Origin of the sequence: Streptomyces brevispora, from assembly GCF_007829885.1 — a bacterium.
Lineage (GTDB): Bacteria > Actinomycetota > Actinomycetes > Streptomycetales > Streptomycetaceae > Streptomyces > Streptomyces brevispora.
Genome location: NZ_VIWW01000002.1, coordinates 677,464 through 702,905 on the forward strand (window position 1 = coordinate 677,464; position 25,442 = coordinate 702,905).

Genomic DNA, 25,442 nt, shown 5'->3' on the forward strand with positions numbered 1-25,442 from the left:
TGCGGGCGCGGTACGACTTACACCCACCAGCATCGAAGCGTCCTGGCCAACTGTGCGAGCCTCGCCCAACTCTGGTTTCTACGCTGTTGCCAAGCCAGGGGCTCACCAAACAACAACCACCGCCGGGTTCTTGGCGAGCTCTTGCTAGTCCTAGCCGCTGCCCCGCTACACGGGATCAAGATGTGAACGCTATCCGTACGCGTTTCGTACGCGCTATGTGCGCTTCACGCTAGGGTCGGGGGCAGGAGGTTCTGTATGTCCGAGCTGTTCGACGCGGTTGACGCGCTCATTGCGTCCCGTTCCCCACTCCCGCCCCCGGCAGAGCGCAGGCGGCTGCGCCAGGCACATGGCCTGACGCTGGACGAGGTGGCCACTGCACTGCAGGTGCGGCGGGCGACGGCCAGCGGCTGGGAATCCGGCAAGACCGAGCCGCGGCCGCCGGAGCGTGACGCCTACGCCCGCATGCTCAAGCAACTTGCCCAGCTCTACCCCGCCGACCCCAACGTCGCGACGGACACGGCGGTACCCGAGTCGCTTGCCGTCCCAGCCGTTCCAGCGTCAACGCGAGCGGAACCGGCCAAAGCCCGCACCGAACCCACAGGCCCGATCCTGGAGCCTGCTTCCGAGAACATCGCACTGCGCCCTGCCGCGGTACCGCGTTCGGCGGCCACGACCAGGCCGACATCGCGCCGCCCGCCCGCGCGGACGGCTGCCCCCGCCGGTAGCACCGACCCGCGGTTCGAGAACGGACCGCTCGCCGTCATTGACGTTGACGCCGACGGCCAGGCACACGCGTACTGCGTCGGCGGGCTGGTCCTGGACGTGCCCGCCAAGTCGGTCCCGGCCCTGGTGGACTGGACGCTGCGCGAGGCGAAGCTGGGGCAGCCGAAGCTGTCTGGGCCGGGCAAGGATGCCGACCCGTTGCTCGTGCTCACCGAATCGGCGCTGGAGCGCTACGGCCTGCCCGTCGCCCTTACCGACGAAGAGCGGCTCGCCGGACGGATTTCGGAGGGCCACAAGGTAATAAGGCAACTGGTGCGAGCGGAATGGAAGCTCACAAAGCGGGGGTTCGGGCCGTGGGCGAGGATCTACCGTCCCGCGACCGGTTCGGAGCGGGCCTGCGTCCAGCTGTGCATCCCGTCGTGGAACGCGCTGGACATCCGGCACTGGGGCGAGGCAGCTCAGCTCCCTCCTGCGGAACTTGCCAGTGTGCTGGGTGTGTACGCGTCCCGCGTGATGACGCCGCGCGGGTCGACCGCAGTGACCGGTCTGGAGCTGATGACCGCGCTGCATCCGCCCACCCGCGCCTCCGAGCCGGACATTGAGGGCAAGCGGCACTCTGAGCACAACCCCGGCTCGCTGGGTAAGGATCCGGTGGACTGTGCGCCGTGCGAGGCCCCAGACGGGCACCCGCTGCTGAAGGACCTGCCGCGCTTCCACGTCCGCGGCCCGGTGGAGAAGCTGTTCGAGGAGGCGTACGACTGGGCGCGGCCGATGACGGATGCCGAGTGCACCCTGCGGCACTTGGTCGGCATCGACGTGAACATGGCCTTCGCCGCCGGCGCCAACGGTCTGATCGTCGGCCTGGGCGAGTCGACGCACGTGAAGGCGCCGGTGTTCGACCCGAAGCTGCCTGGCTCCTGGCTGGTTGACCTGTCCCATGTGGACCTGTCGCGGGTGAAGGTCGGCAAGGACAAGTGGGTGGAGTTGGACGCGAGTCTGCTGCCCAGCCCGTTCACGCCGAAGGGTGAGCGCCCCGAGGGTCCGGCCTGGTATGCGACGCCGACCGTGGCGTACGCGGTGGAGCTCGGCTACGACGTTGCGCCGGTCGAGGCGTACGTCCGGTACGAGAACGGACGCTACCTGGACGGCTGGTACCAGCGGCTGCGCGACGCGTACCTCGCCACGATGGCCGACCTCGGTGTCGACGCCGACCTGGCGCCGGCCGACTTCATTGCCGCGATGGACGGCTACCGCGGCCGTGACCCGGAGCTGGCGATCGTCGTCTCGGCGGTCAAGGCGACGGTGAAGGGCGGCCTGGGCAAGCTGCGCGAGCGCCCGCGCGGTGAGGGCTGGCGGTCGGGCGAGCCGTGGCGGGCGCTGTCCCGCCCGACGTGGCGCCCCGACATCCGCGCGGCGGTCATCTCCCGCACCCGGATCAACCTGCACCGCAAGATCGTCAAGCACGCCGCCTTCACGGGCCAATACCCGATCGCGGTCCTGTCCGACTGCGTCGTCTACGCGGCGGACGGCACCAGCCCGCTGGACTTCCTGCCCTACCGCGACGGCAAGCCGCTACCCGGCGGCTTCAAGCTCGGCATCAACCCCGGCCTGGTCAAGCACGAGGGAACCCAGAGCGTCCTTTGGGGCGAAGAGGTCCGCGAGCGGTTCAACGCCCCGGACCTCAACCTCGCCCGGTACATCAAGGACGGCACTGTCACCGACGTCGACAACGGAGAGTAGGAGAAGGCGACGATGAGCCTGTTCGGGGACGGCCTGGACGCCGCGGTGCAGAAGGCGTTCACCCGCCCGGCGCCCAAGAACGCGGGCCCGCAGATGCGGTACCTGGTCAAGCAGCTGGGCGGCACGAAGGCGGTCGCCCAGATGCTGCGGATCTCGCAGCGCACCGTCGAACGCTACGTGAAGGACCAGATCAAGAAGCCCCGACCGGACCTCGCCGCGCGCCTGGAGCGCGAGGTGAAGGCCCGGTGGCAGCCGCAGATCCGGGCCAAGGCCCGGCAGAAGGCGGCGACGACCGGCGGCATCGTTGTCGACACCCGCGCCCGCCTCGGCTACACCGCGCCGATCGGGTCGACGGACCAGGACCGTATCCGGCACCTGACCGTCGCCCTGCCGCCCCGCTACGCCGCGCGCCTCTTCGACGCCCAGGAGGCCGGCGCCACCGACCAGGAGCTCCAGGAGATCGCAGCCGAAGCGCTCAAGGAGGTGTACTTCCAGGACGGCGGCCGCCGCGCCGGAAGCCTGGAAGAGGTCCGGTTCACGGACATCGAGCACCTCGAGTTCGACCTGTAGACCCCGAACAGCGAGTCCCGTCAGTCACGAGGTGTGACTGAGCACTTCATCTGGCGAGTAGCGCTCCAGTTGGCGGCCGGAGCGGCCGGTGTTCACGACTGGGCCGTATCGGTCCCCTGCTCAACTCGCCAGACGAAGTGCTTACGCGGAAGGTAAAACCCTGGGGTCAGTTCCGGTCTGGCGCGTACTGAGCTGCGTACCAACTGGAGTCGATGGCGGGGTTGCTCAAAGCTCCCCAGAATCGGTCGTCAGGTATCGGTGGCAGTGGCGGATTGCCCAGGTCCGCATGGAGATCCGCACGCCAGTCGAGGGTGAAGTGGTTCCGGATCTCCGCGCTCTCGTACACGGACCTGTAGGGGGACCCCCAGATTCCAAGAGCTATCTTCTCCGCGGCCCACCTGAGAGTGCGGTCTCGGCTGGTGTCAGCCTGCGCGAGTACCGCGCGCAGGCGCAGGGCGAGCGGATCGGTCTGGTCTGGCCGTGGCGGGGCCTCACCGCGCTCCCATGCGTTCAGGGCAGCCTCGACCTCCGGGTAGTGGTTCAGGCCCGTTTCGACCGCCAGTCTGCGCAGTTGCTTTTGCGCGGCCTCAACCACCCGCTCATAGGGCAGGGTCGCGATCAGCGCACCGAGTTCCTCATGCCCGTCCAGGTAGCTCATGTGGAGGAGGTCGGAGGGGCTGTACGACAGGTCCAGCTCTGGCAGCGGCTCATCCGGGGCGGGAAGGAGCTCGTCGGCACTGTACTTCGGCCTGGCAGGCAGAGGGGCTTCCCGGAACAGCCGACCGTTGAACGTGACGATACCGGCGTCTTGGCCTCGCTCAAGTTGGTCGGCCTCTTCGGCCAGATACTCGCCCAACGAATCGGCCTCCCCGAAACGGGTGCCGGTCTCGTCGAAGAACCGCCCGACCGCGCCGAAGGAGTCCCGCCCGGTACAGCAGTCCACCAGAAGGCCGTCCGACGTCACGTCGTATGAACCGAACTTCACGTAGTCGTGAAGCCAGTAGCCCTCGGTCTCCCCGTCGGCGCCTTGGTCGATGCCGCGCATGAACCTGGTGTCCCCGAGGATTCCGCTCAATCCGAGCGGCCGGTCGCCCGAGTCGAACTGGAAAGCCTCAGGTCCCTCCAGCGCCCCGTTGTGCCGGAGAAGGGAAGCGACCAGGTCCGGAGGAAAGGTGACGCCGAGTTGCTCTTGCGCTGCCGCGATCTCGGCGTCCCCTGCGGGCGGCCGTAGCGTGGCGAAAGTGCGGGGCGCGTGCTCGCGCAGCCACGCGTCGATGCGAGTCCATGAGGCCTGGACCAGGTCTGCTGTCATAGGGCTGACCCTAAAGTCCGCCACTGACAGCTTGATCGTCGCTCACCGGTCCTGTCCGCCGTGCTGGCGTCCAGGCCAGTAAATTCGAGCGGTCCCTTGTCCCGGCTCACCAAGCCATGGGCACCGGATGTTCGGTCACCGACTCACGCGCTCACTCGCCAAGTGAAACGCTCAGTCACAGAGGCTCCGCCGGGACTGGGTAACGGCGGTTTACCTCTTGCCCGCCGTTTTGAAGCGGAATCCGAAGAGACCGCCGTCTCCGTGTTCGTCGGTGAGACGGGGGCTGCGGATGTAAGGCTCGGGATCGAAGCCGCGCTGCGCGGCCATACCGAGGCTGTCGGTGTTGATCGTGACGATGTACTGCAGGTTCTCCTCCACGGTGACTTCGGCGGCGAGCTTCAGGGCAGCGGCGACTTGCCGGTCGTCGACGCCGTCGTAGAGGTGGCTGTCGTGGATGAGGAAGTCGGGGCCACGGCCGTGGCGGTGTGCCAGGACTGCGAGGGTCAGGTCGAAACAGAAGATGACCATGTTGCTGATTCCGCGGCTGCCGTCGCTGTCGATGCGCGGGGTGATGGTCAGGCTGTTGCGGCCGGCTTCGATGGCGAGGTATGCCTCGCGCCCTTCCCCATAGAGGCGCTGGGCGTAGTGGGAGAACAGCAGGATGGCTTCGTCGGTCTGCCGACGGCGCTCCTGGAGATCGGTGTCGACCGCCTGCTGCAGTTCCACGCTCTTCGCGGTGATCTGCCGGGCGCTCGCTTCGAGGGTCTGAGCCGCTTCGAAGCGGTGATGCAGAGCCTGGAGTGCGGCCTCTTCACGCCCGAGGGCGGTCTGCAGGGTCGTCAGGGCCTCCAGCGCTCCTCCCTCGGCAAGGTCTCGAAGGAGGCGGGCCTGGTCCTCGCCCAAGCGTGCCCGCTCCGAGCGGCGTGACTGAAGCCGCTCGGTGAGTTCGGCGATTTCTTCTTCCAGGAAGCGTCGGCGGTTGCGGACCACTGAGTGGTGGAACGTCTTCACGTCTTCGAACCGCCGGCGGACCTGATCGTTGAGGATTACGCCGAGTTCTCGGTAGACGGGCTCGAGGTAGTCGACTTCGACGTCGGTGGTCTCGGTGACGGCTGCCTGGAGCTCTTCGAGGTTGTGCTGGTCGATCACATCGTCCTGTGCCAGTTGCTTGATACGTCGGCTGACCTGGTCCGCTCTGTCCTTGAGGCGTTCGTATTCGGGGACGACCTGAAAGGCCGCAACTTGTGCACGGAGCCGGTCCACCTGCGCCTTGGCCAGCGTGATCTGGCCTCTGAGGTCTGCGGTGGAACCCACGATGCGCCCCCACACGGGGTCATCGACCGCCTTCTTCAGCTGGGCACGTGTTGCCTTGCGGGCGGCCAGCTGTCTGTACTCGTCGACGAGCTGCCAGTCCAGGCCCAGCAGGTAGGCGAGGTTGGAGGCGGCTTCCGGGGCGGACTGCCGGGAGAACGTACGGGTCGGCTCGTTGAAGCCGTGCGACGAAATGCGCCGGGCGAGGAAGGAGAGCAGCACCCTTCCGCTGACGCCCGGATGGTCACCGCGCAGACCGAAGAGGTCCCGCTCGATCAGCTGTGTCCACCGCTCCACGGGCAGCTCTACGGCGCCAGTGCGGGGAAACATGGCACCGTCGTCCGTCCCGGTCACGTCCTCGTCGAGCGTCACGAAGCCGGCACGCTGGCCGCTGCGGCGGACCTTGAGCGGACCGCTCGGGCCCGGCCAGTCCAATTCAAGGGTGAACGTGATGTGCCGCAGCGCCTTGTTCATGGCGAGTGTGGTGTTTGTGGCCCGGGCCCCGAGCAGGAAGTGGATCAGCTCGATCAGGCTGGACTTGCCAGCGCTGTTGCGGCTGTCAGTGTCTGCGGAGGAGGCTGTGGTGGAGGCGACGATCAGGTTCAGGCCCTCGACGAAGGACACCTCTTTGAAGCGCTCGTCGTCAGCGCTCAAGCGGCGCAGCATGCATGCTCCTTGCAACGAGGATGTCCTGGTCCAGCTCTATGGCTCCCATGCTGTAGAGCACGTCCAGTGCCAGGACGAACCAGCCGAACGATACGGGCGAGGCATGGCCGTGACTGGCCCGCCAGGTCTTCAGCCGGGCCCATGTCTGACTGACAGACCGCGGTTCGTCCAGCTGCAACAGGACCTGGGCACCGACGGCGAGTAGGCACCGGTCAGGCGCAATGCCCTTCGTAGGAGTGATCACGCCGATATGCCGATCCCGGGCTGCCAGCCAGATGGAGGCGCTTCGAAAATGTCGCACCGCCCGAAGAAGTGCGCGAGTACAACGAGGGCGGCACGTAGCACCTTCGGCTGCGGCTGCGCGTTGCCCAGTACGTACATCTGGAGCTGCCACAGCACGTCTTCTGGATCGGCCCAGTGTCTGCGAACCTGCTCGTAGTACACGCGGAAGCCCCGCGCGACCTCATCGTGTTCCAGCTCCCGCATACTGCCCGCGTAGAAGGCGTCCACGAGGTGGGCCTGCCGCATCCCGCGGAGCAGGTCCTCGCGTGCTTCGCCTTCGAGCCGGTTGAAGTCCAGTTTCTCGATGCGCACGTCTGGCAGAGGCATGAGCGGGTCAGAGGAAGTCCGGAGTTCCTGAAGCTGTTTCAGGAGAGGCTCAAGATCATCCATCCCGATTCCGAACGTCATCTCCTTGATCGGGATCTCGCACCGGAGGACGTCTTCCGCTATCACTTGGTCCAGTTGCATGCACTCGTGCCATAAGCGCCGGCTACCCATTTGCTCAAACAGCAGGGCCGGCGTGCTGGTCGTCGCCTCGGACAGCATCGCCGTCACTTCAGGGTGAACACCGCGTCGATCGTTGTGCACGAACACGAACGTGTCGAACTGCCCGCTGCGCTTGGCGAGCGCACCGGCCAGGTCGCCGTTGAACTTCTTGCGGATTTTGCTCGGCTTCACCGTCTGCGGGGCGTAGCAGGCATACAACTTGCGGGAATGCAGCGTGAGACCGTCTGCCGACATATCGCCCAGGCTGCCGGCGGTGCGCACATCCAGGAAGTCTGGGTATCTCGAGCACATGAGCCGGTGGAAGAAGTCTTCGAACTCGTTCTCGTACAACTCCGCCATGAGCTCAAGGAACTTCACCCGCGCATAGGCACGCTGCTCGTACCGCATATACCCCCCTCACCTACAAGGAGGAAAGAGTAGCCCTACGTGATCACTCTCGGAAGTCTTACCGTCACGCTCCAGACAAGGTGCCGTGCCGACTCGGAGCCTCAGGGCGGATATCGATGGTGCTCAGCAGCGCCTGTTGGTGGGGGTGGAGTTGGTGCCAGAGGACGGTTTGTTTGCGGGCCCAGCGCTGAAGTTCGGGAGGGAGGGGCTGGCCTGTGGTGTGGAGGGTGCGGTGCTGGTGGTACTTGCGTTGCCAGGCGAAGGGCCAGGGCGGGTTCCACCACGGGTCGAGGATGGTGAGTTCTTGCAGGGTGAGGGCGGACAGGAGGCCGGCGCGGGCTTTGCGCCGCTGCTGGATGAGCCAGTGCCCGAGGGCGAAGCCGTGGTGCTGGGTGTGTTTGAACACGGCGAGGTGGCCGTGGGCGGCGGCGTAGGCACGGGCGTGGGGGAGGCCTTCGCCCGGTGGGCACCGGCGTGTCGTCGTGGGAGTCGGCACGGGTTCGGTGGCGGGCGCGGCGCCGAGGTCGGCCAGGAGCTCTTGCTGGGTGGGATGGAGGCTGTCCCACAGCCTTGTCTGGGCGGTGATCCAGCGACGGTGGTCCGCGGTCAGGTTGCTGCTGGCCGGGGCGGCGTGTGCCCGGTGGTAGGCGCGCTGCCACGTCAGGGGCCAGGGCGGATTCCAGTGCGGGTCGAGGGCGTTCAGCGCACCGATCCGGGTCGGATCGGTGCGCCCGTCAGCCATGCGGTGTCGCTGGCGTAGGAGCCAGCTACCGAGGGGATAGCCGTTGTGGCGGGTCCGTTCGGCCACGGCCAGATGCCCGTGTTCGGCGGCATAGCTACGTGCGTGGGCGAGCCCTGTGTCTACGCGGGCGGGGCTTCGATCGGCTTCGGTCAATGCGCGGGCGACGGCAGAGGTGATGCCGATGTCCGCGAGGAGACTCTGCTGATCGAGTTGCAGAACGTCGTGCCGGACGCACTGACGGTGCAGCCACACTGTGACCTCGTCCTCGTCCCTGCCGCGATGCGGGCCGGGCACTTTCAGCTGGCCTTTCCGCCATCGCTTACGGGCCCGCTGGTAACTCCGCTGCCAGGGATAGGGCCAGGGCGGGTTCCACCAGGGATCCAGTTCGGCCAGCAGTCGGCCACGTAGCCACATGCCTTCGGTGGCCTGAGCGTGCCGACGGTCCTGGCGGCGCTGCTCCACCAGCCAGCGGCCCAGGGCAAACCCGTCGTGCACGTACTCGGAGGCAACCGCAAGGTGCCCGTGTACCGCGGCGAAGGAACGAGCACTGGTCATGCCGTCCAAAGCCCACAGACCGGCAGCAGCAACCTGCTCGTTCCCAGCCTGGGATGCCCCGGACCCGCCCTGCACTTTCGCGGCTTCCTCGGCTGTGATGCCGATGTCTGCCAGCAGGCGCTGCTGATCGGGGTCCAGACGCCGATACGCGGCGCACTGCCGCGACAACCACAGGGCGAGATCTGCTTCGACTCCAGGAAAGCCGCTCCCCACATCGAGCCCGCCCCGGCTCTCCGCCAGCCGCCGGGCCTGTGCGTAGGAGCGCTGCCATGTCAGCACCCAGGGCGGATTCCACCAGGGATCGACGGCGTCGAGTGCGCGGGAGTGCTCCGTGGCTTCCCGGTTCCCGCGGGCCCTGCGGCGCTGGTGCACGAGCCACGACCTCAGCGGATACCCCTGGTACATCGCGTCCTTGCCCGAGACAGCCAGATGACCGTGCTCGGCGACGTAGGACCTGGCGTGCGTCAGCCCCGTTTCGAAGCCGGCTTGGATGGGCATCCGCCGCGGCAGAGCGGTGCGGGCCGCCTCGGCCGTGATCCCGATGTCCGCCAGCAGACGCTGCTGCTCAGGATGGAGAGTGCTGTAGTGGGTGCACTGTAGATACAGCCACTCGCCGTTGAGGATCTGCGTGCCGGGGAATCCCGCGGCCGCATTGGGCGGGCCGGCGACTGCGGCGTGATCGCGCGCCCGGTAGTACGAGCGCTGCCACTGCACCGACCAGGGGATGTTCCACCACGGGTCCAAAACCGCGAGAGCCTGTGCACGGTCCGGCGCTATCGCCCACGCTCTGGTCTGGACGTTGCTCAGCCATTCCCCAAGCCGATAGGAATCGATCACGGTGTCCTGCGGGACTGCGAGATTGCCATGTTCGCGCACGTAGCGGCTGGCATGCACCAGGCCGGCCGCGAAGGCTTCATCAGCCTGCCGGCTGTGTCCGCGCCGCCGCTTACCCTCCGCACTACGGCCGCCGGACCCCACACGCGCCCGTGCCGCGAGCTCGTCCACCAGAGGGAGCTGACGGTGCGCCGGAGCCACCGCCCACATCGCCTGCTCCGCAGCCCTTGTCCCGCCCTGCGCCCGCACGCACTGATACGCCCACGCAAAGAGAGGACCTGACGTCTCCCGCGCCAGCTGCTCCACGTACCAGGGCCTCCGCACACAGCCCGCAACGGCAGTCAAAAGCGACGGCAGATCAGCCAGGCGAAAAGGAAGATGGCCCTGCGCATCGGCCACCACACGGTGCCGGAAGCCGTCACTGGCAAGCAGAGTGGCCAGAGCAACGGTCTCCGGATAGATCACCAGTTCCCGAGCCACAACCCGCCACGCATCCTGGTCCAAGCCGGCACTGTCCTGGCTCCGCAGCCGCGCCGACCACATATGCTCCTGCGGCCACGTCTGCCACCACCATGACGACGTCACCGCTCGCGCCACCTCAAAAGCATCCGACGCCAGCGCGGAACGACGCAGCAGCCTCACGTGACGGCGCTGGGCGTCCAGTACCTGCCCGCACTCGGCCAGGTCCATCACTCGGCCCGCCGTGCCCGGTATATGCATCAGCCACCGGCGATGAGACAGGCATACCCGCTGCTGCGGCTCCAGATACAGGCGAGCGGTCTCCCTCCTTCCGGTACGCCGCGCCGTGCATTCAGGGCAAGCCGGCCCCCAGCACCGCACTTTCTCCGCGGTGTGGTGAAACTGCGCTGCAGGCCCTGTCGCGAACCGTCGACGGGGCTCCTCCTGCGCCCAGGCAGGCAGCGCCCGCAGCAGACGATCCTGCGGGACGCGACACAGCTGCGCTACCCGGTCCCGGGCCTCCTGGTTCAGGTAGATCTCGCTGTCCAGCTGCGCCCTGCCCATCGCGTTCGGCAGCCCGTCCACATCGACGACCGCCGCCAGCAGGTCCCTGAACGCCATGCCGTAGCGCGCCGCCAGCCGCGTCAGGAACGACTGCGTCATCTCGCCCTGCAGCGGTCCCACGCGCAGCACACCGCTCGGCAGCGCGAGCCCCCCAACTGCCGCCGGTGTCTGACTCTCGCCGCTCATGCCACCCCAGTTCGTCGGCCCCGCTTCTCGTAACCACCTGCGAGCCACACCCAGTTACGGGCCAGGGGGGTCTGCGCACCGATCAAGCAGCATTCATGCCCACTCGACTCCCAGCTCCGCGAGGGCAGCGCGCTGCTCCTGCGCGAGCTTGTCGCGGCGGGTCTTGGTGTTGGAGACCCATACGCCCAGTTTCACGAGCACCGGTTCCGTCTCGCCGTCGACCGTGATCCGCTCTGCATGAGCCCTGGGGACGCGGTCGTGGCCTTCGCGGGCGATGTACTGAGCGAGGGCCGCAAGGCCCCTCGGGAAGGCCATCGATGCCTTCCCGGAGCCCTTGGCTGTGGGGGCCGGGACGGGCCGTTCGGCAGGCTGTACGCCCAGCCTGGAGAGGCGCTGTTGCTGCTCCTTCGACAGCTCCGTCCAGGAGCTGGCCTGCCGCTGGAGCCATCGGCCAAGGTCATCGCCTTCGAAGAGCACGCCCGGCTCAATCTGCGGCAGCATGCCGTCGGCATCGACGAGGTCGGCGAGGATGCGGTAGTGGCGTTGCCAGTCCAGCGGCCAGGTGATGGTCTGCATGAGGATGGCAGTAGAGATTCGTCACCTGGATGTCAGTGAGATAAGCCTAGTGACCTGCTATTTGTCACTGCCAGGGCGTGACGAACGGGCGCTGAAGTGAGTGACGAACGGCCAGGTCATTTTCATGCCGACTCCTATGACAGTCGCCATTTTCCCAGTTCAGAGAGGGCTCTTAAGGGAGATCTGGGGCGGGGATGTTGACCTTGAGTGTGGTGAAGCCTCCCGGCCCTCCGATGCCGAGGAGAAGTGAACCATCTGCGTCGCGCAGGGTCGTGATGGCTTCGACGGGGGCGGCAGTGACGAGCGTGTGGAGCTTCTCTGCGGTGAGCGGATCCCACAGGGTCAATGCGTGACCGCTGCCGCTGGCCAGGAGGTGATGGGTAGCGGACAGCGGTACGGCTGCCAGGGACTTGGTCCAGGGTGAGGCGATGTGGGCATGGGGCTTCCAGGTTGTTGTGTCCCAGGTCTGGATGCGTTCTCTGGTGGCCGCGGCCAAAAGTGTCATGCCATCGCTTTGAAGGACTGCGAGAGCCTTTACGTCCGTCCTCTGCCGGGGAATGCGTACTTCTATCACCAGCTGCTGTGAAGCGAGGTCCCAGAGCGTGACGCCGCCGCTGCTGCCGAACGCGATCCACTGGCTGGTTCCGTCCGGCGCGGGAACACCTACGACGGCGCGTGGAACGGCGGATAGTTGAACCGGCACGAAGGAGCTCTGTCCATCATCGATGGATGTGAGGAGCACGCCGTGCCGGTCGGCGGTGGCTACCAGGGCTGAGCCCGACGGCCAGTCGAGGAGGCAACTGGGCGCGCTCCTTTCGGGTCTGTTAGCCGTCTCGTGCTTGTCTGGCCGTTGGGGTCCGCTCTGCAGCAGGGTGTCCCGCACGACGTCCCAGACCGCAACTCCGTAACCGCTGGCGACTGCCAGGTGTCCCTCGGGCGTGGCATACAGCGCCGACGCGGGGCGCGGGGGCAGACGGCGGTAGGGGCGGCGTCTGCCTGGCCTGACGATGTCGACACCTGTTGCTGTGCCGATGGCCCACACCTTCTGCGTCGAGGTGCCGTCCAGAGAGATAGGCAGGGTGGTCAGTGCGGTGACAGGGCCGAACTCCAGGGCGGTTTCCCGGGGCATGGGGCTTGAGTTGGAGTCCCACACCCGCACGCCGGCCTCACTGGCCGTGGCCACCCGCCATTGGCCCTGACTCGAGGGCAGAGCCGCCATGGCAGTAATCTTTCCTACGCGGGCTGTGTCTATCCGATGCCACGCCGTCCGCTGCAGTTCCCACACTTGCACCGATCCCTTTCGTTCCAGGGCGAGTGCCACATGGTCACAGGCGCCAAGGATCTGGACGGGGTGCGCACCCGGCCCGTCACCCAACTGCCGGCATCTGCCTGTGTCGGGATCCCAGACCACGACGCGCTCGTCGGTCATGGCGAGGACCAGGTCGGTAGCTTCCTCACGCCGCACACCCAGCAGCTTGCGCACCCTGCCTGGAACTTTCACGCGCATCGTGTTGCTGCCGCTTGCCAGGTCGTGCAGCAGCAGATGGCCCTTGGTGTGGGAAGCGAGCAGGGTGCGTCCCTCGGGCCCGCGGACAATCGCGTATCCCACAGCCGAGGAGGGCGCCTCGTCTGAGGACTCGAACGAAGGCGGGCCGATGCGGTTGTCATCGGGGTTCCAGATGAAGGAGCGGTTGCCCTTGCGGATCAACAGACGCCAGCGCTGATGGCCATCAGCGACGACCTGGACCCGTGAGGTGCCGGGAAGCGGGGCTGAGCTGACACGCAGCCCGGACAGCGGATCCCAGACTGCCGCGCCTCGTCCTCCTGCGGTGGCCAGGAAGGAGCGCCCGCTGCTGCCCCGGATCTCGCACATGCTCTGCACATGGCCGGCCGGAAGGTTCAGCAAGTGCTGGCCGGACGAGGCATCCCAAATGCCTACCCCGCCTTTTGTGCCGATTGCCAGCAAGGCACGCTTCGGCGATATCTCGATGGCGGTGAGCGCAGGCACATGCTGCCCGACCGACGCAAGCACATTTGTTGCCGACTGCCACCAGCCGCCGCGGGGGTCCAGCACAGGCAGAACATCCGGCTCCGGCCGGTCGTCACCGCTGAGCTCGGCCAAGTGCAGGGCGATGCTGCTGCGCCGGGAGGCATTATCGATGCCCTGGTCGAGGTAGGGCTCGATCAGGGCGGCCGCGGTCACCGTCAGCTGGCCTGCGTGCGCCGGACCGTCCGGCAGCGGCAGGCCCAGTTGCGCACGCAGGGAGTGAGACGTCTCCTGGGCCAGCAGCTGCACGGGGACATGCGCATCGTCCAGCACGTTGCCGGCCGCGGCGTGCGTGACGAGGTGACGACGGATGTAGGGGTGGGCGAGTGATGCAGGGTCCGTAGGCACCAGGCCGGCCAACGCCCGGGTGATGTCAGCCTGCTCTCCGTCCGCAGAGGGCTGGTCCTCCTGGCCGTGAGCGGCGGAGGAGGAACCGACGAGCCAGGCAGGCTCCTGCGTCAGCACCTTGGCGATCTGCTGGTGCACCGGCCGGTAGGTCAGGCGCCCGTCTTCCTCGCTTCTGGCGAGGTAGCCGGTCAGCCGTGTCGTCTGCACCGTGTGGATGGCCGCGTTGTATGTCTGCACCGGCACGGGGCCTGCGACTGGAGCGTGCAGCGCATGCGCGACGGCCGGCCAGACGTCTGCCCAGGGTAGGCCTGAACCGGCGCCGAACGCGGTGGCCCGCATCACTCTTACCAGCAGTTCCACGGGCACATCGTGATCACGCGCCACCTCGCCTACATCCTCTTGGAGCAGCGCGACCGTTCCCTGACTGAGGCGATCCCGCCACAACGGAGCACTCAGATCCTGCACCTGCTCGGCAGTGCGCAGCTGTTCTGCAGCCAGGCGAGCGTCCAGGAAAGACGGAGCCACTGCCCGGGCCACCTCTTCGGCCGCGGCCCGGACGCACTCGGCCGCACCCGCATACGGCCCCGCTCCGCTGCCGCTGAGCAGGGCCTCCACGTACGCAGAGATGTCGTTGCGAGCCGTGGCCTCGTCAGTGCGCTGCACCTCGATGGGCACCTGCTGGCGATCGTCATGAGCCAGTGCCCGATAGAGCAGCTTCAGAAGTTCATCCGCATCCACATCCCGCAGATGCGCCGAACCATCAGCTGACGCGGGCGGTGAACTGCGCACGCCCAACACCATCCGCAGCAGCGGCGCATGCTCGTCCGACTGCATGCGAGCGAGAGGCAAGACGACGTCGTTGAGACAGGCAAGTGTGTTCCGGGCCTCATCCAGCCCGTCGATGACCACCGTGGGAACCCTGCCCGCCAGGGCGCGTGCGGACAACAGCTCCTGCAGCTTCTGCAACGGCGCTGTCCCGGAATCAGACACATCAGCGCCCAGCGCACCAAGCAGATCCTCGACCAGGGCCAAAGACGTCTTGTTGCGGGCAAGCACCGCAGCATCCACCGACCCCACAGGAGGCCGTTCCTCCTCCGCCACGGCCTCCGCCACCTGAGCCAAGTCCGGCTGCGAGAGGAACACCGGGTCGGTGAGCGTCACCAGGCGCGCCAGCAGAGCCGACTTTCCCGAGCCTGCAGCGCCTGTGACCACCATGACTCCGCTGCCTTCCCGGACGAACGAGGTCAACTTGCGCATCACGTCATTGCGGCCGCTGAAGTACCAGCCCGCATCCTGCTCACCCGCCCGGCCGGAGGCGCGGTCGCGCCAGTGGTCGGCGAACAGACCTGCCGCGTCCGGAAGCTCACGAACAGCAGCACCCAGTTCCCTCGGCGCTTGATACCGCGGATTGGGCAAGCACGGGCTGGGCTCCTGCGAGACCTGTGAGGGCCATACCCATTCCGCTCTGATCAGCCCACGATCGTTCTCGGCGACGGTGTCGAGGAGCTGCTGCCATTCCCTGAGTGACAAGTGGGGGCCAGCGAACCCTGGTTCTTCGCTGTCCAGTCTGTCCAAAGCACGCTGGAGGAGCTCGGTGAAGGATCCGACTGGGGACTCCAGGTCGTAGTCGCAGCCTGCGACAACCGCGAGGGAACCCGACGTGCGGCGAGTGCCCAGATCACGCAAGACTTCCGGTACCTCGTTGGCCAGCGCCCCAGCGAAGCAGGAGTCCACCATGACCAGAACGTGTCCGGCCCTACTTCCCATAGCGGCGCTGATGACCTCGCTGGTCGTCAACGCCGTACCAGGCAGCCGGCTGGTATCTGTGCGGGCGAAGCGCAGGTAATGACGGCCGGAGGAGGGGCCTCGTTGCCCGTGGCCGGTGATGTAGACGACGAGGGTCTCCCCCCGCTGCGCACTGACAAGATCCTCATCGGCCAAGAACTTGCGTACCTGCTGCACAGAGTGCAGCGTCTCCTGCGGCTCCTTGAGCGTGAACTGCCGCTCGGGTCCCAGGCCGGGATCGGCCAGCCATCCGGTGACAACCGCGACCTGGTCGGTGATCCCCTTGACGAAGTCGGCATTGCCGTCTGCATAGTCGCTCACCGCGATCACGACCAGCCGACGCATTTGACCTGTCGGCATGCCTACCAAGCCCCTCAGCCCCTCATCCGCCCCGCTCAAGGCGAACACTCTACCCACGGACCCGGCCGACCTCTGATCCCGAGAGAGTAGGACGGCTAGCATCCGCATAGTGCCTCACGACCCGGTGGCACTCGGCAGAAGGGCGGGGGAGTGGACGATCTGCAGGTAGTGGGTGTGCACGGTATCCGGCAGCGGGACACCAACAAGGTCAAGCTGGCCGAAGACTGGAGCCAGGCGCTGTCCAGGAGCATCGCCATGCACATCGGAGCGAACGCTGCCGCACCGGGGATGACCACCCCGTACTACGGCGATGTCTTTCCCCGTGGCCGATTGCAGCTCGGTGACAACGAGGAAGCGGCCGAGCTGGAAGCGGACGGCGACGAAGAAGAGTTCCTCCTGCAGGCTCTGGAAACGCACACTCCGCCGGACGTCGCATGGCAGCCGCCAGCAGGCACCCTGGGCAAGGTGCCGCGCACGTCCCCCCGTGTCACCGCGGCTCTGGCAGCAATTGATCGCCGTTTCGGCCCCCGTGCGGGACAGGCAGTGCTCAGCAGGCTCAGCGAGGTGCAGGGCTACTTCAGCGACAAGCACAAAGACAAGGCCGACGAGGTCCGAGACCGGGTACTGCAGTCGATCAAGCAGACCGGCGCCACGCTGATCATTGCCCACTCCCTTGGCAGTGTCGTCGTGTACGACATGTTCCGCCGCGGTCAGATCCCGGCGTCGGTGAACCAGCTCATCACGTGTGGCTCGCCACTGGCCTGGCTTCCCATTCACCGCAAACTCCGTCTGGAGACGCCAGGGACACTGCAGCTGCCGACGCACGTGGCCTGGCTGAACGTCCTCGACCCCTACGACCCGATCACTGCGGGCCTCGGCCTTGCCGCCCTGGCACCGGATGTTACCGACGAAGTCGTCGACAACCAGGACGACCCCCATTCCGCTGAGCTCTACCTCGAACAGCGACCCGTGGCACTCACCGTGCACGCCCGCATCACACAGCAACAGCCCGCACCGTGAAAGCAGTCGCGTCCCTCCGAGCCCGGGCCCTTGATGCGGGAGGCTGAGAGAGCCTGTCCAGCAGAGATACGGAACGGCGCCGTCCTTTCCGCGATTGAGCGGCAGGCCGACGCTTTCGAAGACTAGTTGACGGGCTGACAGCGATGTGGTCTGGCACAGCCTCAAGCGCAACGTCGAAGCGGGGCGGGGGGAGTGGTCACGTCATCAGACCGCGAGCCAGCGGGGGTTCCTAGGGCCTGTTGCGAAAGTGGATCTTGCACGTGAAATGATCACGCGTTGTGGCACGTGGAGATCTGACGGACGAGCAGTGGGCCCGCCTGGAGCCTCTGTTGCCCAGCGGCAAGAAGCCCGGACGCCCGCCGATATGGACCCGGCGGCAACTGGTCAACGGGATACGGTGGCGGACCCGGACCGGGACGCCGTGGCGCGATGTGCCCGAACGGTATGGGCCGTGGGACCGGGTCTACGACCTGTTCCGGCGCTGGCAGCGGGACGGGACCTGGAAGCGCATCTTCACCGAATTGCAGGCCCAGGCGGACGCAGAGGACCTGATCACCTGGGATGTGAGTGTCGACTCCACTGTCTGCCGAGCCCACCAGCACGCCGCCGGAGCGGCGAAAAGGGGGATCTCCAGAAGGAGCCGCCCGGCGGCATCGACACCGAGCCGGCCGACCACGGACTCGGACGCTCGCGCGGCGGGCTGACCACCAAGCTCCACCTCGCGGTCGAGCAGGGACAGAAGCCCATGTCCCTCGTGATCACTGCCGGTCAGCGCGGGGACTCACCCCAGTTCGAACCGGTCCTGGAGAACATCCGGGTGCCTCGCCTCGGCCTGGGGCGCCCACGCAAGCGCCCGGACAGAGTCCGTGCCGACAAGGCGTACGGCTCCCGGAAGAACCGCGCCTACCTGCGCGGACGCGGGATCCGATGCACGATTCCGGAGAAGAAGGACCAGATCCGCAACCGCAAGAAACTCGGCTCCCGCGGCGGTCGTCCACCGGCGTTCGACAAAATCGACTACCGCGAGCGCCACGCAGTGGAATGCGGGATCAATCGCCTCAAGCGCCACCGGGCCGTGGCCACGAGATACGACAAGCTTGCCGTCCGCTATGAAGCAACGGTGCTGGTCGCGGCCATCAACGAGTGGCTGTGACCAGCTACCCGGACCGTGAGCGTGTGAGCCTCAAGAAGACATCGCTGCGCGGTCGGCCTCGCTGCGGAGAACACAGAATTCATTGCCTTCAGGGTCCGCAAGGACGGCCCAGCCGGCACCATCGGGTTCCCGGCGATCGGCGACGAGAGTGGCACCGAGGTTCAGCAGCCGCTCGACCTCCTCCTCGCGCGATGTCTTGGGGCGCAGGCACAGGTGGATCCGGTTCTTGATCGTCTTCGGTTCTGGCACCTGGTTGAAGTGCAGCAGCGGGCCCTCCGGCAGCATCACCTCAGTCTCCAGCTCACCCGGTTTGTCCTCCGGATGCAGCGGACAACCGAGCGCCTCGCTCCAGAACCGAGCCAGCTCATAGGCATTCACACAGTCGACCGCCACGTTCTGCACTACCGAAACCATGCACGAGATCCTGCCTGGAGCTCCGCTCGGTCCGCAAATTGCGGCCAGACCGCACCAGCACTTTCGCAACAGGCCCTAGATGGACATGGGGCGTGGGGTCGGGACATCAAGACATGACTACCCCCGGAAATCCGCAGCCGTTCTTGTCCCTGCACACGCAGTCGTCCTGCTGATCGCCCTCGCGATCGGCTTCGCCATCGGTGCCCTGACCCTGATTACCGGCGCTCCTGCAGCTGCTGCCCTCATCGCAGGCCTGACGAGTGCCGGGGTCAGCGTTGTGCCCTTGCGTGGTCTTATCCAGTAGCCCTTACGGGCTAGCGCCAGCTCATCGGTGCCGAGCTCGGCTGTACGACGCCTCTCGCCTCAGGGAGGCGTCGTACACATCCCGCACCGAGGCGTTTCAACGCGATCGCGAGTCGGGTTCGGCTGTCACGCTGCCGACCGGTTCACTCGGGGCGCGGTCTGCCCGCTGCCTGATACGGCGCCTGATGCCGTGCGCTATGGCTAGCGTGAGTGCTGCCGCGAGACTCGCCATGTACTCGGCCGCAGCTGAGCTGAGCATGTTCACCTGCCCTCCGTCGGCACTGGGGCGCAAGGGCTCGATGCGGCGCGGTGGCGCAGCCCCAGCCGTCTGAGCTTCCGACGCACCCGGTTGCCGAACGCATCCGGATCCACGGCGCCGCCCAGAGCCGCAGCCTGGCACCATGTCATGCGCTGTGTGCCGTAGGCCATGGCTACGGCTCTTTCCGCGGGTGCCAGGTCCGCGAGCACGGCCAGGACGCGAGAATCCTCCATCTCTTCACGCATCAAGCCGTCCTCCGGGCGCCGGCTGTCAGTGATGACATCTCTCAACGAAACCCCCGACGCGACAGCGTCTTCCAGCAGCCGCACCGTCCGACCGCCGGTCTTTCGCTCCCAGAGCGGCCGCAGGAAGCGATGTTCCCCTTCGGTATGACGGTGCAGCAGTTCCATGACCTCGGCATCGCCCCTCAAGTGGCGGCCGAGAGCATTGACCCAGTCACCCAGCAGCGCCATCTCCACGGCCGGGCGCCACGCTTGCGGCCGGCCAAGATTGAGCCAGGTCCGGGAGAACTCGTCCACGGCTGTGGTATCACCCTCGATGCAGGCGTTACGTGCCACGAGCGCGGCCATGACGGCCTCGCGGGTCGTGAATGCTTCCGGGCCGCTGAGCTGTCCGGCGAGCGTGTGCAGGACGGCGGCGACGAAGTTCACGGGGGAGTGCCTCGCGTCGGTGTCCCAGCCCTTTCTCCGGCTGTACAGCACTGCGTCCATGACATCCCGAGCGAAAGCACTGTCACGCTCCTGGTCCATGTTCACTGCATGATCGGGAAGGCGCTGCTCGCTCCACAAGCGCACCATCTCGTACGTATGGCGCACAACAGCCCTGCGGCGGGCCCTCTCGCCGGGGCCGAGCGCAGATTCGGTCGGTTGCTTGGCCATTCGGAGCAGCCTCTCAAGCACCCGGGGGCCCGCAGGCCGGGCATGCGCCAGCCACGCGCCCCGCTGTACGGCCATCGGCTTGATCCGCACCGTGTACACCGCCTCGTGTACGGGTCTTCGCACCAGGCTCGGCCGCTTGAGCGGGCAGCGCACGCGTCCACCGTCGGCACAGCAGTCCTGGCACAGGTAGCGAAGGCGGACATTCCTATCCAGCAACTGATCCTGCGCATGACGGAGGAAACGGATAGTCCGCAACGCCATTGACTTGGCCTCGGGTGCCCCGTCCTCGGTGGGCGAGGTGAAGGGGACGGGCAGGCGGTCGGTCCGATCCTGGGTGTCAGCCAACAGGCGTAGCACCCACTCCTCCAGCGCAGCGTGAAGTGCCGAGACGTCTATGCGGTCGTCGTCCTCGAGATTCGAGTGACACAGCATGGCCATGCGATGCTCCTTACCTGGGGCGCGTGATGAGGGTGCTATCCCTAAAGACCGGCCTGAAGGAGAATCGGCAATCACCCCCACCTTTTCGCAAGTGACGTGCGTCACAAGCGGTGTTGAGGGGTCACGCTCCTGAACTCAGCGATGTGCCACGCTGCGGCTTGGGCTGAAACCTGTCGGGCGAGCTCGTCCGACGCCGAATGATGTCGGTCGACGTACCGAAGATCGAAGCGAGGATTCCCGAGCCGAGAGTGACGGCTTCTCGCTCATCCGTGGGCTGCTGTTCCCGAGCGGCCTCAAGAAAGCGGACAACCTCGAGGTCGAAGCCGGCGTCCAGCAGGCAACGGCCGCGACACCGCACTGCGGGGCGTGAGCTCGATGCAGGTGCACGTCCTGCTCATCACCGGCCCCCGCATGCAGCGGCCCGCCTGGTGGTTCATCCCAGCCGTGAACATGCCGCTCCTCCTCTCCGCGCATGAGCCTGCTGTCCGGGAGCCACGCAGGCTCGGGCGCTGGCCGGCCCGCTGCACCGTGACAGGTTCCGCGAATGGCTTGGTGCCGCCAGTTGCCTTAACGAAGGAGTAACCAGTTGGAGCGCGACTTCCGGCACACTCGCCGATGAGCGACGCAGACTGCAGGACACTCAGACGACGCGGACGAGCACGTCGCGCCCTCTCAGGAGCTCAGCCAGTGTGCCGGTCTCGCTTTCGGGTAGTGCGATGGCGGCCAGGCGGCGGGCACGGGTGACCGCGACGTACCAGATACGCAGTACTTCGTCGGTGGCCGGGTCCGCTGTGGCCCAGGGCTGGGCGCTTCCGGCATCGGGCAGCAGCAGCAGGACCCCGTCAGCTTCGTCGCCCTTGAGCTGGTGGACGTTGTTGGTGCGGATGCCGGTGGCCGACTGGGGCCGTGAAAGGGTGGGTTTGCCGGCTGGGCGGCCCTTACTGCCTTGTGGGGCGGCTCCGGGAAGAGGGGGCCAAGCTTTCATGGCTTGCCATACCTGGGGGCCCCATTCCTTGTGGGGTGCAGGCAGGCCTGGCTGGGCGTGAGGCGGTGTCTGGCGCTGATGCGGTCGGTGCCGCCGGTTTCTCCCGGATACCAGTAGCCGAATGATCCTCACGGAGTCGGAACTCGGGGACACCGCGAAGACGGGCGACGAGCAATGCACCACCACGACCTACGCCCGCAACACCGCGGCCAATATCCTCACCCTCGTCTCCGAGGCCAAGACCGTTGCCCGAGCGTGCGGCACCACCCCCACGCTGCCCGATGACCTGATCTCGGCACAGCGGAACTATTACGACGGTGCGACCAGCCTCACCACCGCACCCGTCAAGGGCGATGTGACCCGCCTGGACGAACAGGACGCCAAGGGCACCGGCTATCTCACCACCGCCACCCACACCTACGACCAGCACGGCCGCGAGAAGACCGCGACCGACGCCCTGCAGAACACCACCACCACCGAATACCTCCCCGTCACCACCGAGGCCCCCACCTCGATCAAGGTGACGAATGCGGCGAAGCACGAATCCACCACGACCTACGAGCCCGCCCGCGGCGTCGCCACGGCGGAGGTGGATGCCAATGGGAAGCGCACCGACGCGGTCCATGACGGCCTCGGCCGCGTGCTGAAGGTGTGGGAGCCGGGATGGACCAAGGCCGATCACGGTGACAAGCCGTCCGCCCAGTACAGCTACACGATCTCCAAGACGGCTGCCAACGCCGTCGCCACCAGCACGTTGAAGCAGAACGGCGACTACCGCACCACCTACGCGCTGTACGACGGGCTGCTGCGCGAACGCCAGACGCAGGCGCCGGCCACCGGCACCCAGGACCGCATCATGACCGAGACGATGTACGACACCCGTGGCTGGGCCTGGCAGTCGTACGCCGCCTACTACGCGGCCGGGCTTCCCTCGGCGGAGCTCGAGTCCACCACGGTGAACAAGGTCCCGGCCGCGACACGGAACCTGTTCGACGGCATGGGCCGGATCACCGACTCGCTGTCGGTCAAGTATGGGGACGAGCAGTGGCGCACCAAGATGGCTTTCGGCGGTGACCGGACCACGGTGATCCCGCCGAAGGGCGGAACCGCTTCGACCACGGTGACCGACGCGCGTGGGCGCACGACCGACCTGCTCCAGTACACCGACACAGCACGGACCGCCTCACAGAAGACCACGTACACGTACGGAAAGTACGACGAACCGAAGGCGGTCACCGACCCCGACGGCAACGTCTGGAGCTACACCTTCGACAGCCGTGGCCAGAAGACCGTGGTCGACGACCCGGACCAGGGTGAGGTCCACAACACGTACGACGACGCCGGTCGCGTCACGGCTGTGACCAACGACCGTCACATCACCCTGACCACGGAGTACGACAAGCTCGGACGCAAGACCGGCGTCAAGCAGGGCGACACCGTACTGGCGAAGTGGACCTACGACACCCTGGCCAAGGGGCAGCTCACCAGTAGCACGCGTTACGTGGACGGCGCCGCGTACACCACCGCGGCCGGGGCCTTCGACGACCGCTACCAGCCCACTTCCACCATCACCACGGTTCCCTCCGCGGCCGGAGGACTGGCGGGTACGTACACCTGGACCTACGGCTACAAGCCCGAGACCGGGGCTCTGCTCTGGACGTTGAACCCGGCTGTCGGGAACATTCCCGCCGACCGCGTCACCACCAACTACAACAGCGACGACCTGCCCTTCCGCGTCAGCGGCGGACTCGGCGTCCTGGTCTCCAACACGACCTACGACGAGTTCTCCCGCTCCCAGCGACTCGAGTACGGGGCCACGCTGGGCAAGAAGGTCTACAAGTCCCAGATCTACGACGAGCACACCGGCCGCGTGACCCGGCAGATCACCGACCGGGACATCGCACCCCAGCGCGTGGACGACACCTCGTACTCCTACGACCCCGCCGGTAACGTCACCGGAGTGACATCGGTCAGCGGCCAGGACACGCAGAAGTCCACCGACACCCAGTGCTTCAAGAACGATCCCCTGGGCCGGCTCTCCGCGGCATGGACCGCGAAGACGGACTGCGCCGCTGGTCCTTCGACAGCGACGGTTGGCGGGCCCGACGCCTACTGGCAGAGCTACGGCTACGACGCCCTGGGTAACCGCACCGAGCAGACCGACCACGCCGCCACGACCACCGGCACGGACGCGATCACCACTTACACCCACCCCGCGCCCGGAACGGGCCTGCCCCACGGTGTGCAGCAGGCCAAGGTCAACGGCGGCCCGGACAACGGCCGCACCAGCACCTTCGAGTACGACGAGACAGGCAACACCACCAAGCGCACCATCGGCACCACCACCCAGAACCTGACCTGGGACCCGGAGGGCCACCTCGCCACCCTCACCGAGGCCGGCAAGACCAGCAGCTACCTCTACGACGCCGACGGCAACCGGCTCATCACCAAGAACGCCGACGGCTCCAGCACCCTCACCCTGCCCGACGGCGACCAGCTCGACCTGGCCGCGAACGGCACCAAAACCGGTACCCGCTACTACACGCACAACGGAGAAACCGTCGCGGTCCGCACCGGCGGAACCATCTCCTACCTCATCAGCGACCACCAGGGCACCGCGATGAGCGCCATCGCCATCGGAACCCTCGCCATCACCCGAAGAAAACAACTCCCCTTCGGCCAGCTCAGATCCTCACAGTCAACGGCCTTCGGAAACCGCGGCTTCGTCGGCGGAACCAACGACCCCACCGGCCTCACCCACCTCGGCGCCCGCGAATACGACCCCACCCTCGGCCGCTTCCTCAGCGTCGACCCCATCATCGACACTGCAGACCCGGCCCAGATGAACGCCTACAGCTACGCCCACAACAGCCCCCTCACCAAATCCGACCCGGACGGCCTCCGCCCGGACGGACCCGCCGGCGGCGCCACGTACAACGACGACCGTTGGGCAGAAGACCGTGGAATGAACGCGGGGTACACGTACAAGAGCGGAAAATGGGTCTGGCACCAGACACCCAAATCCTGGTTCGATCCCCGCTATCAGGCGTATCGGGCCAACCCAAGCGGATACAAGGTCTACCACTACAATGCGCAGGCGGTAGCTGCGAAAAAAGCTCAAGCTGTCAAACTAGCGGCCGCCCGAAAAGCTAACGCCGATGCCGAGCGCCGCGAGATGGGCGTCAAAGAGGCCATCTCGGAGATGACCGTCGGAAACCTGAAGAAGTTGTGGAACAGCTACACTTCGGGAGATACTGCGGGGCGCTGCCTTAGCGGTTCGGCGGGATTCATAGTCGGGGGCACTGGGCAAGTCTGCTTGGTCACTACCAAGCGCCCCGACGGAAAGACAGACTATGGGCTGTCTGCCAACTACGGTGCGGAGATGTTGTCGTTCGGGGCCGGTCTGCAGTACGAGATGTATGGCAGCAACGCTGACGATTTCGAACAGCTGCGAGGCGACAGTACCGGAGCTAATGCATCCCTTGGGATGGGCGTGCAAGTCTCCGGCAGTCACGAATACGCCATAAATCGGTCGGGGAATTCGGTTACTGTAGTACGAAATAGTCGCGGAGAGCCTGTCACGGCCACCTCCTTGGCTGCAGGGGCCGGGGTTGGGGTCGAAGTAGGTGTACAGAGCGCATATGGCACTAGGATAGGGCACCTCTTCACCCGGTAACTTTGGCGATCACTTGAGGCGCACGGACCTATCAGTCCGTGCGCCTCCGGAGGTAAGAATGTACGAAATGATCCTTGCGGCTCGAACCTCGCATTCTGTGAACTACGGAGAACTCACCATCGGGGCAATTGTCGCTATATTTGGATCCGTCCTGGCATTGAACACTCGAGGCTGCGCCGAGGCGGCTGCCGACTTCTTGGGAAATAAGGCGTTCCCGGCCCTCTATCACAATGAAATCTTCTTGAGAGTTCCGGCCGCATTCTTTGCGATATTGGGGTCGATATTCGCTTTGATAAACATCAAAATTCTATTCTTTGGGTTCTAGTACTTCAGTCGCGCTT

General features: G+C 66.4%; 14 protein-coding genes and 1 pseudogene. 5 read left to right on the forward strand and 10 right to left on the reverse strand.

The window, feature by feature from the left end:
* Nucleotides 1-255: 255 nt before the first annotated feature.
* Both tap and tpg read left to right on the forward strand, forming a co-directional pair.
* A complete protein-coding gene (gene tap, locus FHX80_RS32605; RefSeq protein ID WP_145768051.1) occupies nucleotides 256-2,463 on the forward strand; it encodes a telomere-associated protein Tap in 2,208 nt (735 codons plus the stop codon).
* A 12-nt stretch (nucleotides 2,464-2,475) separates the two neighbouring features.
* Entirely contained in the window at nucleotides 2,476-3,033 is a 558-nt protein-coding gene (tpg, locus tag FHX80_RS32610; RefSeq protein ID WP_145768052.1) for a telomere-protecting terminal protein Tpg, read from the forward strand.
* Nucleotides 3,034-3,199: 166 nt separating this feature from the next.
* Here the strand turns inward: tpg and FHX80_RS32615 are convergent, their stop codons facing one another.
* The 7 genes and pseudogenes from FHX80_RS32615 to FHX80_RS32645 all read right to left on the reverse strand — a co-directional run bounded on the left by FHX80_RS32615 (nucleotide 3,200) and on the right by FHX80_RS32645 (nucleotide 15,954).
* On the reverse strand, nucleotides 3,200-4,345 hold the full coding sequence (locus tag FHX80_RS32615; protein WP_145768053.1) for an SMI1/KNR4 family protein: 1,146 nt from the start codon (nucleotides 4,343-4,345) through the stop codon (nucleotides 3,200-3,202).
* A gap of 210 nt (nucleotides 4,346-4,555) precedes the next feature.
* Nucleotides 4,556-6,322, reverse strand: coding sequence for an ABC-three component system protein (locus tag FHX80_RS32620; protein WP_145768054.1), 1,767 nt, complete (start codon nucleotides 6,320-6,322; stop codon nucleotides 4,556-4,558).
* Nucleotides 6,300-6,623: an ABC-three component system middle component 6 gene (locus FHX80_RS36915; protein ID WP_411977560.1), complete on the reverse strand. Its 324-nt coding sequence runs from the start codon at nucleotides 6,621-6,623 to the stop codon at nucleotides 6,300-6,302. Before FHX80_RS36915 ends, FHX80_RS32620 begins: the two co-directional genes overlap by 23 nt.
* Nucleotides 6,563-7,498 (reverse strand): ABC-three component system protein, encoded by a 936-nt coding sequence (locus FHX80_RS32630; protein WP_145768056.1) that lies wholly within the window; start codon nucleotides 7,496-7,498, stop codon nucleotides 6,563-6,565. The genes FHX80_RS36915 and FHX80_RS32630 overlap by 61 nt, the downstream gene beginning before the upstream one ends.
* Before the next feature lie 64 nt (nucleotides 7,499-7,562).
* Nucleotides 7,563-10,838: a Helicase associated domain protein gene (locus FHX80_RS32635; protein ID WP_145768057.1), complete on the reverse strand. Its 3,276-nt coding sequence runs from the start codon at nucleotides 10,836-10,838 to the stop codon at nucleotides 7,563-7,565.
* 93 nt (nucleotides 10,839-10,931) lie between these two features.
* Nucleotides 10,932-11,399 (reverse strand): annotated as a pseudogene (locus FHX80_RS32640) (helicase associated domain-containing protein); the annotation flags it as partial.
* Nucleotides 11,400-11,586: 187 nt separating this feature from the next.
* Complete coding sequence (locus FHX80_RS32645) at nucleotides 11,587-15,954, reverse strand: AAA family ATPase (protein WP_167523797.1); 4,368 nt, start codon at nucleotides 15,952-15,954, stop codon at nucleotides 11,587-11,589.
* Nucleotides 15,955-16,104: 150 nt separating this feature from the next.
* Between FHX80_RS32645 and FHX80_RS32650 the strand changes: the two genes are divergently transcribed.
* Nucleotides 16,105-16,974: a lipase family protein gene (locus tag FHX80_RS32650; protein WP_145768060.1), complete on the forward strand. Its 870-nt coding sequence runs from the start codon at nucleotides 16,105-16,107 to the stop codon at nucleotides 16,972-16,974.
* A gap of 278 nt (nucleotides 16,975-17,252) precedes the next feature.
* A protein-coding gene (locus FHX80_RS32655) for an IS5 family transposase (RefSeq protein WP_370374970.1) occupies nucleotides 17,253-18,127 on the forward strand; the annotation gives its coding sequence in 2 pieces (ribosomal slippage) (nucleotides 17,253-17,646 and nucleotides 17,646-18,127; 876 coding nt in all).
* A 30-nt stretch (nucleotides 18,128-18,157) separates the two neighbouring features.
* On the opposite strand, the gene FHX80_RS32660 is transcribed toward FHX80_RS32655, so the two are convergent.
* The 3 genes from FHX80_RS32660 to FHX80_RS32675 form a co-directional block, all read right to left on the reverse strand.
* A complete protein-coding gene (locus tag FHX80_RS32660) occupies nucleotides 18,158-18,541 on the reverse strand; it encodes a VOC family protein (RefSeq protein ID WP_123467700.1) in 384 nt (127 codons plus the stop codon).
* Nucleotides 18,542-19,105: 564 nt separating this feature from the next.
* Nucleotides 19,106-20,440 (reverse strand): hypothetical protein, encoded by a 1,335-nt coding sequence (locus tag FHX80_RS32670; RefSeq protein WP_145768061.1) that lies wholly within the window; start codon nucleotides 20,438-20,440, stop codon nucleotides 19,106-19,108.
* A gap of 640 nt (nucleotides 20,441-21,080) precedes the next feature.
* Nucleotides 21,081-21,425, reverse strand: a complete 345-nt coding sequence (locus FHX80_RS32675; protein ID WP_145768062.1) for a hypothetical protein — start codon at nucleotides 21,423-21,425, stop codon at nucleotides 21,081-21,083.
* A 121-nt stretch (nucleotides 21,426-21,546) separates the two neighbouring features.
* On the opposite strand from FHX80_RS32675, the gene FHX80_RS32680 reads away from it, so the two are divergent.
* The gene (locus FHX80_RS32680) at nucleotides 21,547-25,101 is read left to right on the forward strand and encodes an RHS repeat-associated core domain-containing protein (RefSeq protein ID WP_145768063.1); all 3,555 of its coding nucleotides are present in this window, start codon (nucleotides 21,547-21,549) and stop codon (nucleotides 25,099-25,101) included.
* Nucleotides 25,102-25,442 lie beyond the last annotated feature (341 nt).

Coding starts and splice junctions, on each gene's coding strand:
- tpg (WP_145768052.1), top strand. CDS start 2,476: ATGAGCCTGTTCGGGGACGGCCTGGACGCCGCGGTGCAGAAGGCGTTC.
- FHX80_RS32680 (WP_145768063.1), top strand. CDS start 21,547: ATGATCCTCACGGAGTCGGAACTCGGGGACACCGCGAAGACGGGCGAC.
- FHX80_RS32670 (WP_145768061.1), bottom strand. CDS start 20,440: ATGGCCATGCTGTGTCACTCGAATCTCGAGGACGACGACCGCATAGAC.
- FHX80_RS32675 (WP_145768062.1), bottom strand. CDS start 21,425: ATGAAAGCTTGGCCCCCTCTTCCCGGAGCCGCCCCACAAGGCAGTAAG.
- FHX80_RS32660 (WP_123467700.1), bottom strand. CDS start 18,541: ATGGTTTCGGTAGTGCAGAACGTGGCGGTCGACTGTGTGAATGCCTAT.
- FHX80_RS32645 (WP_167523797.1), bottom strand. CDS start 15,954: ATGCCGACAGGTCAAATGCGTCGGCTGGTCGTGATCGCGGTGAGCGAC.
- FHX80_RS32615 (WP_145768053.1), bottom strand. CDS start 4,345: ATGACAGCAGACCTGGTCCAGGCCTCATGGACTCGCATCGACGCGTGG.
- FHX80_RS32620 (WP_145768054.1), bottom strand. CDS start 6,322: ATGCTGCGCCGCTTGAGCGCTGACGACGAGCGCTTCAAAGAGGTGTCC.
- tap (WP_145768051.1), top strand. CDS start 256: ATGTCCGAGCTGTTCGACGCGGTTGACGCGCTCATTGCGTCCCGTTCC.
- FHX80_RS32635 (WP_145768057.1), bottom strand. CDS start 10,838: ATGAGCGGCGAGAGTCAGACACCGGCGGCAGTTGGGGGGCTCGCGCTG.
- FHX80_RS32630 (WP_145768056.1), bottom strand. CDS start 7,498: ATGCGGTACGAGCAGCGTGCCTATGCGCGGGTGAAGTTCCTTGAGCTC.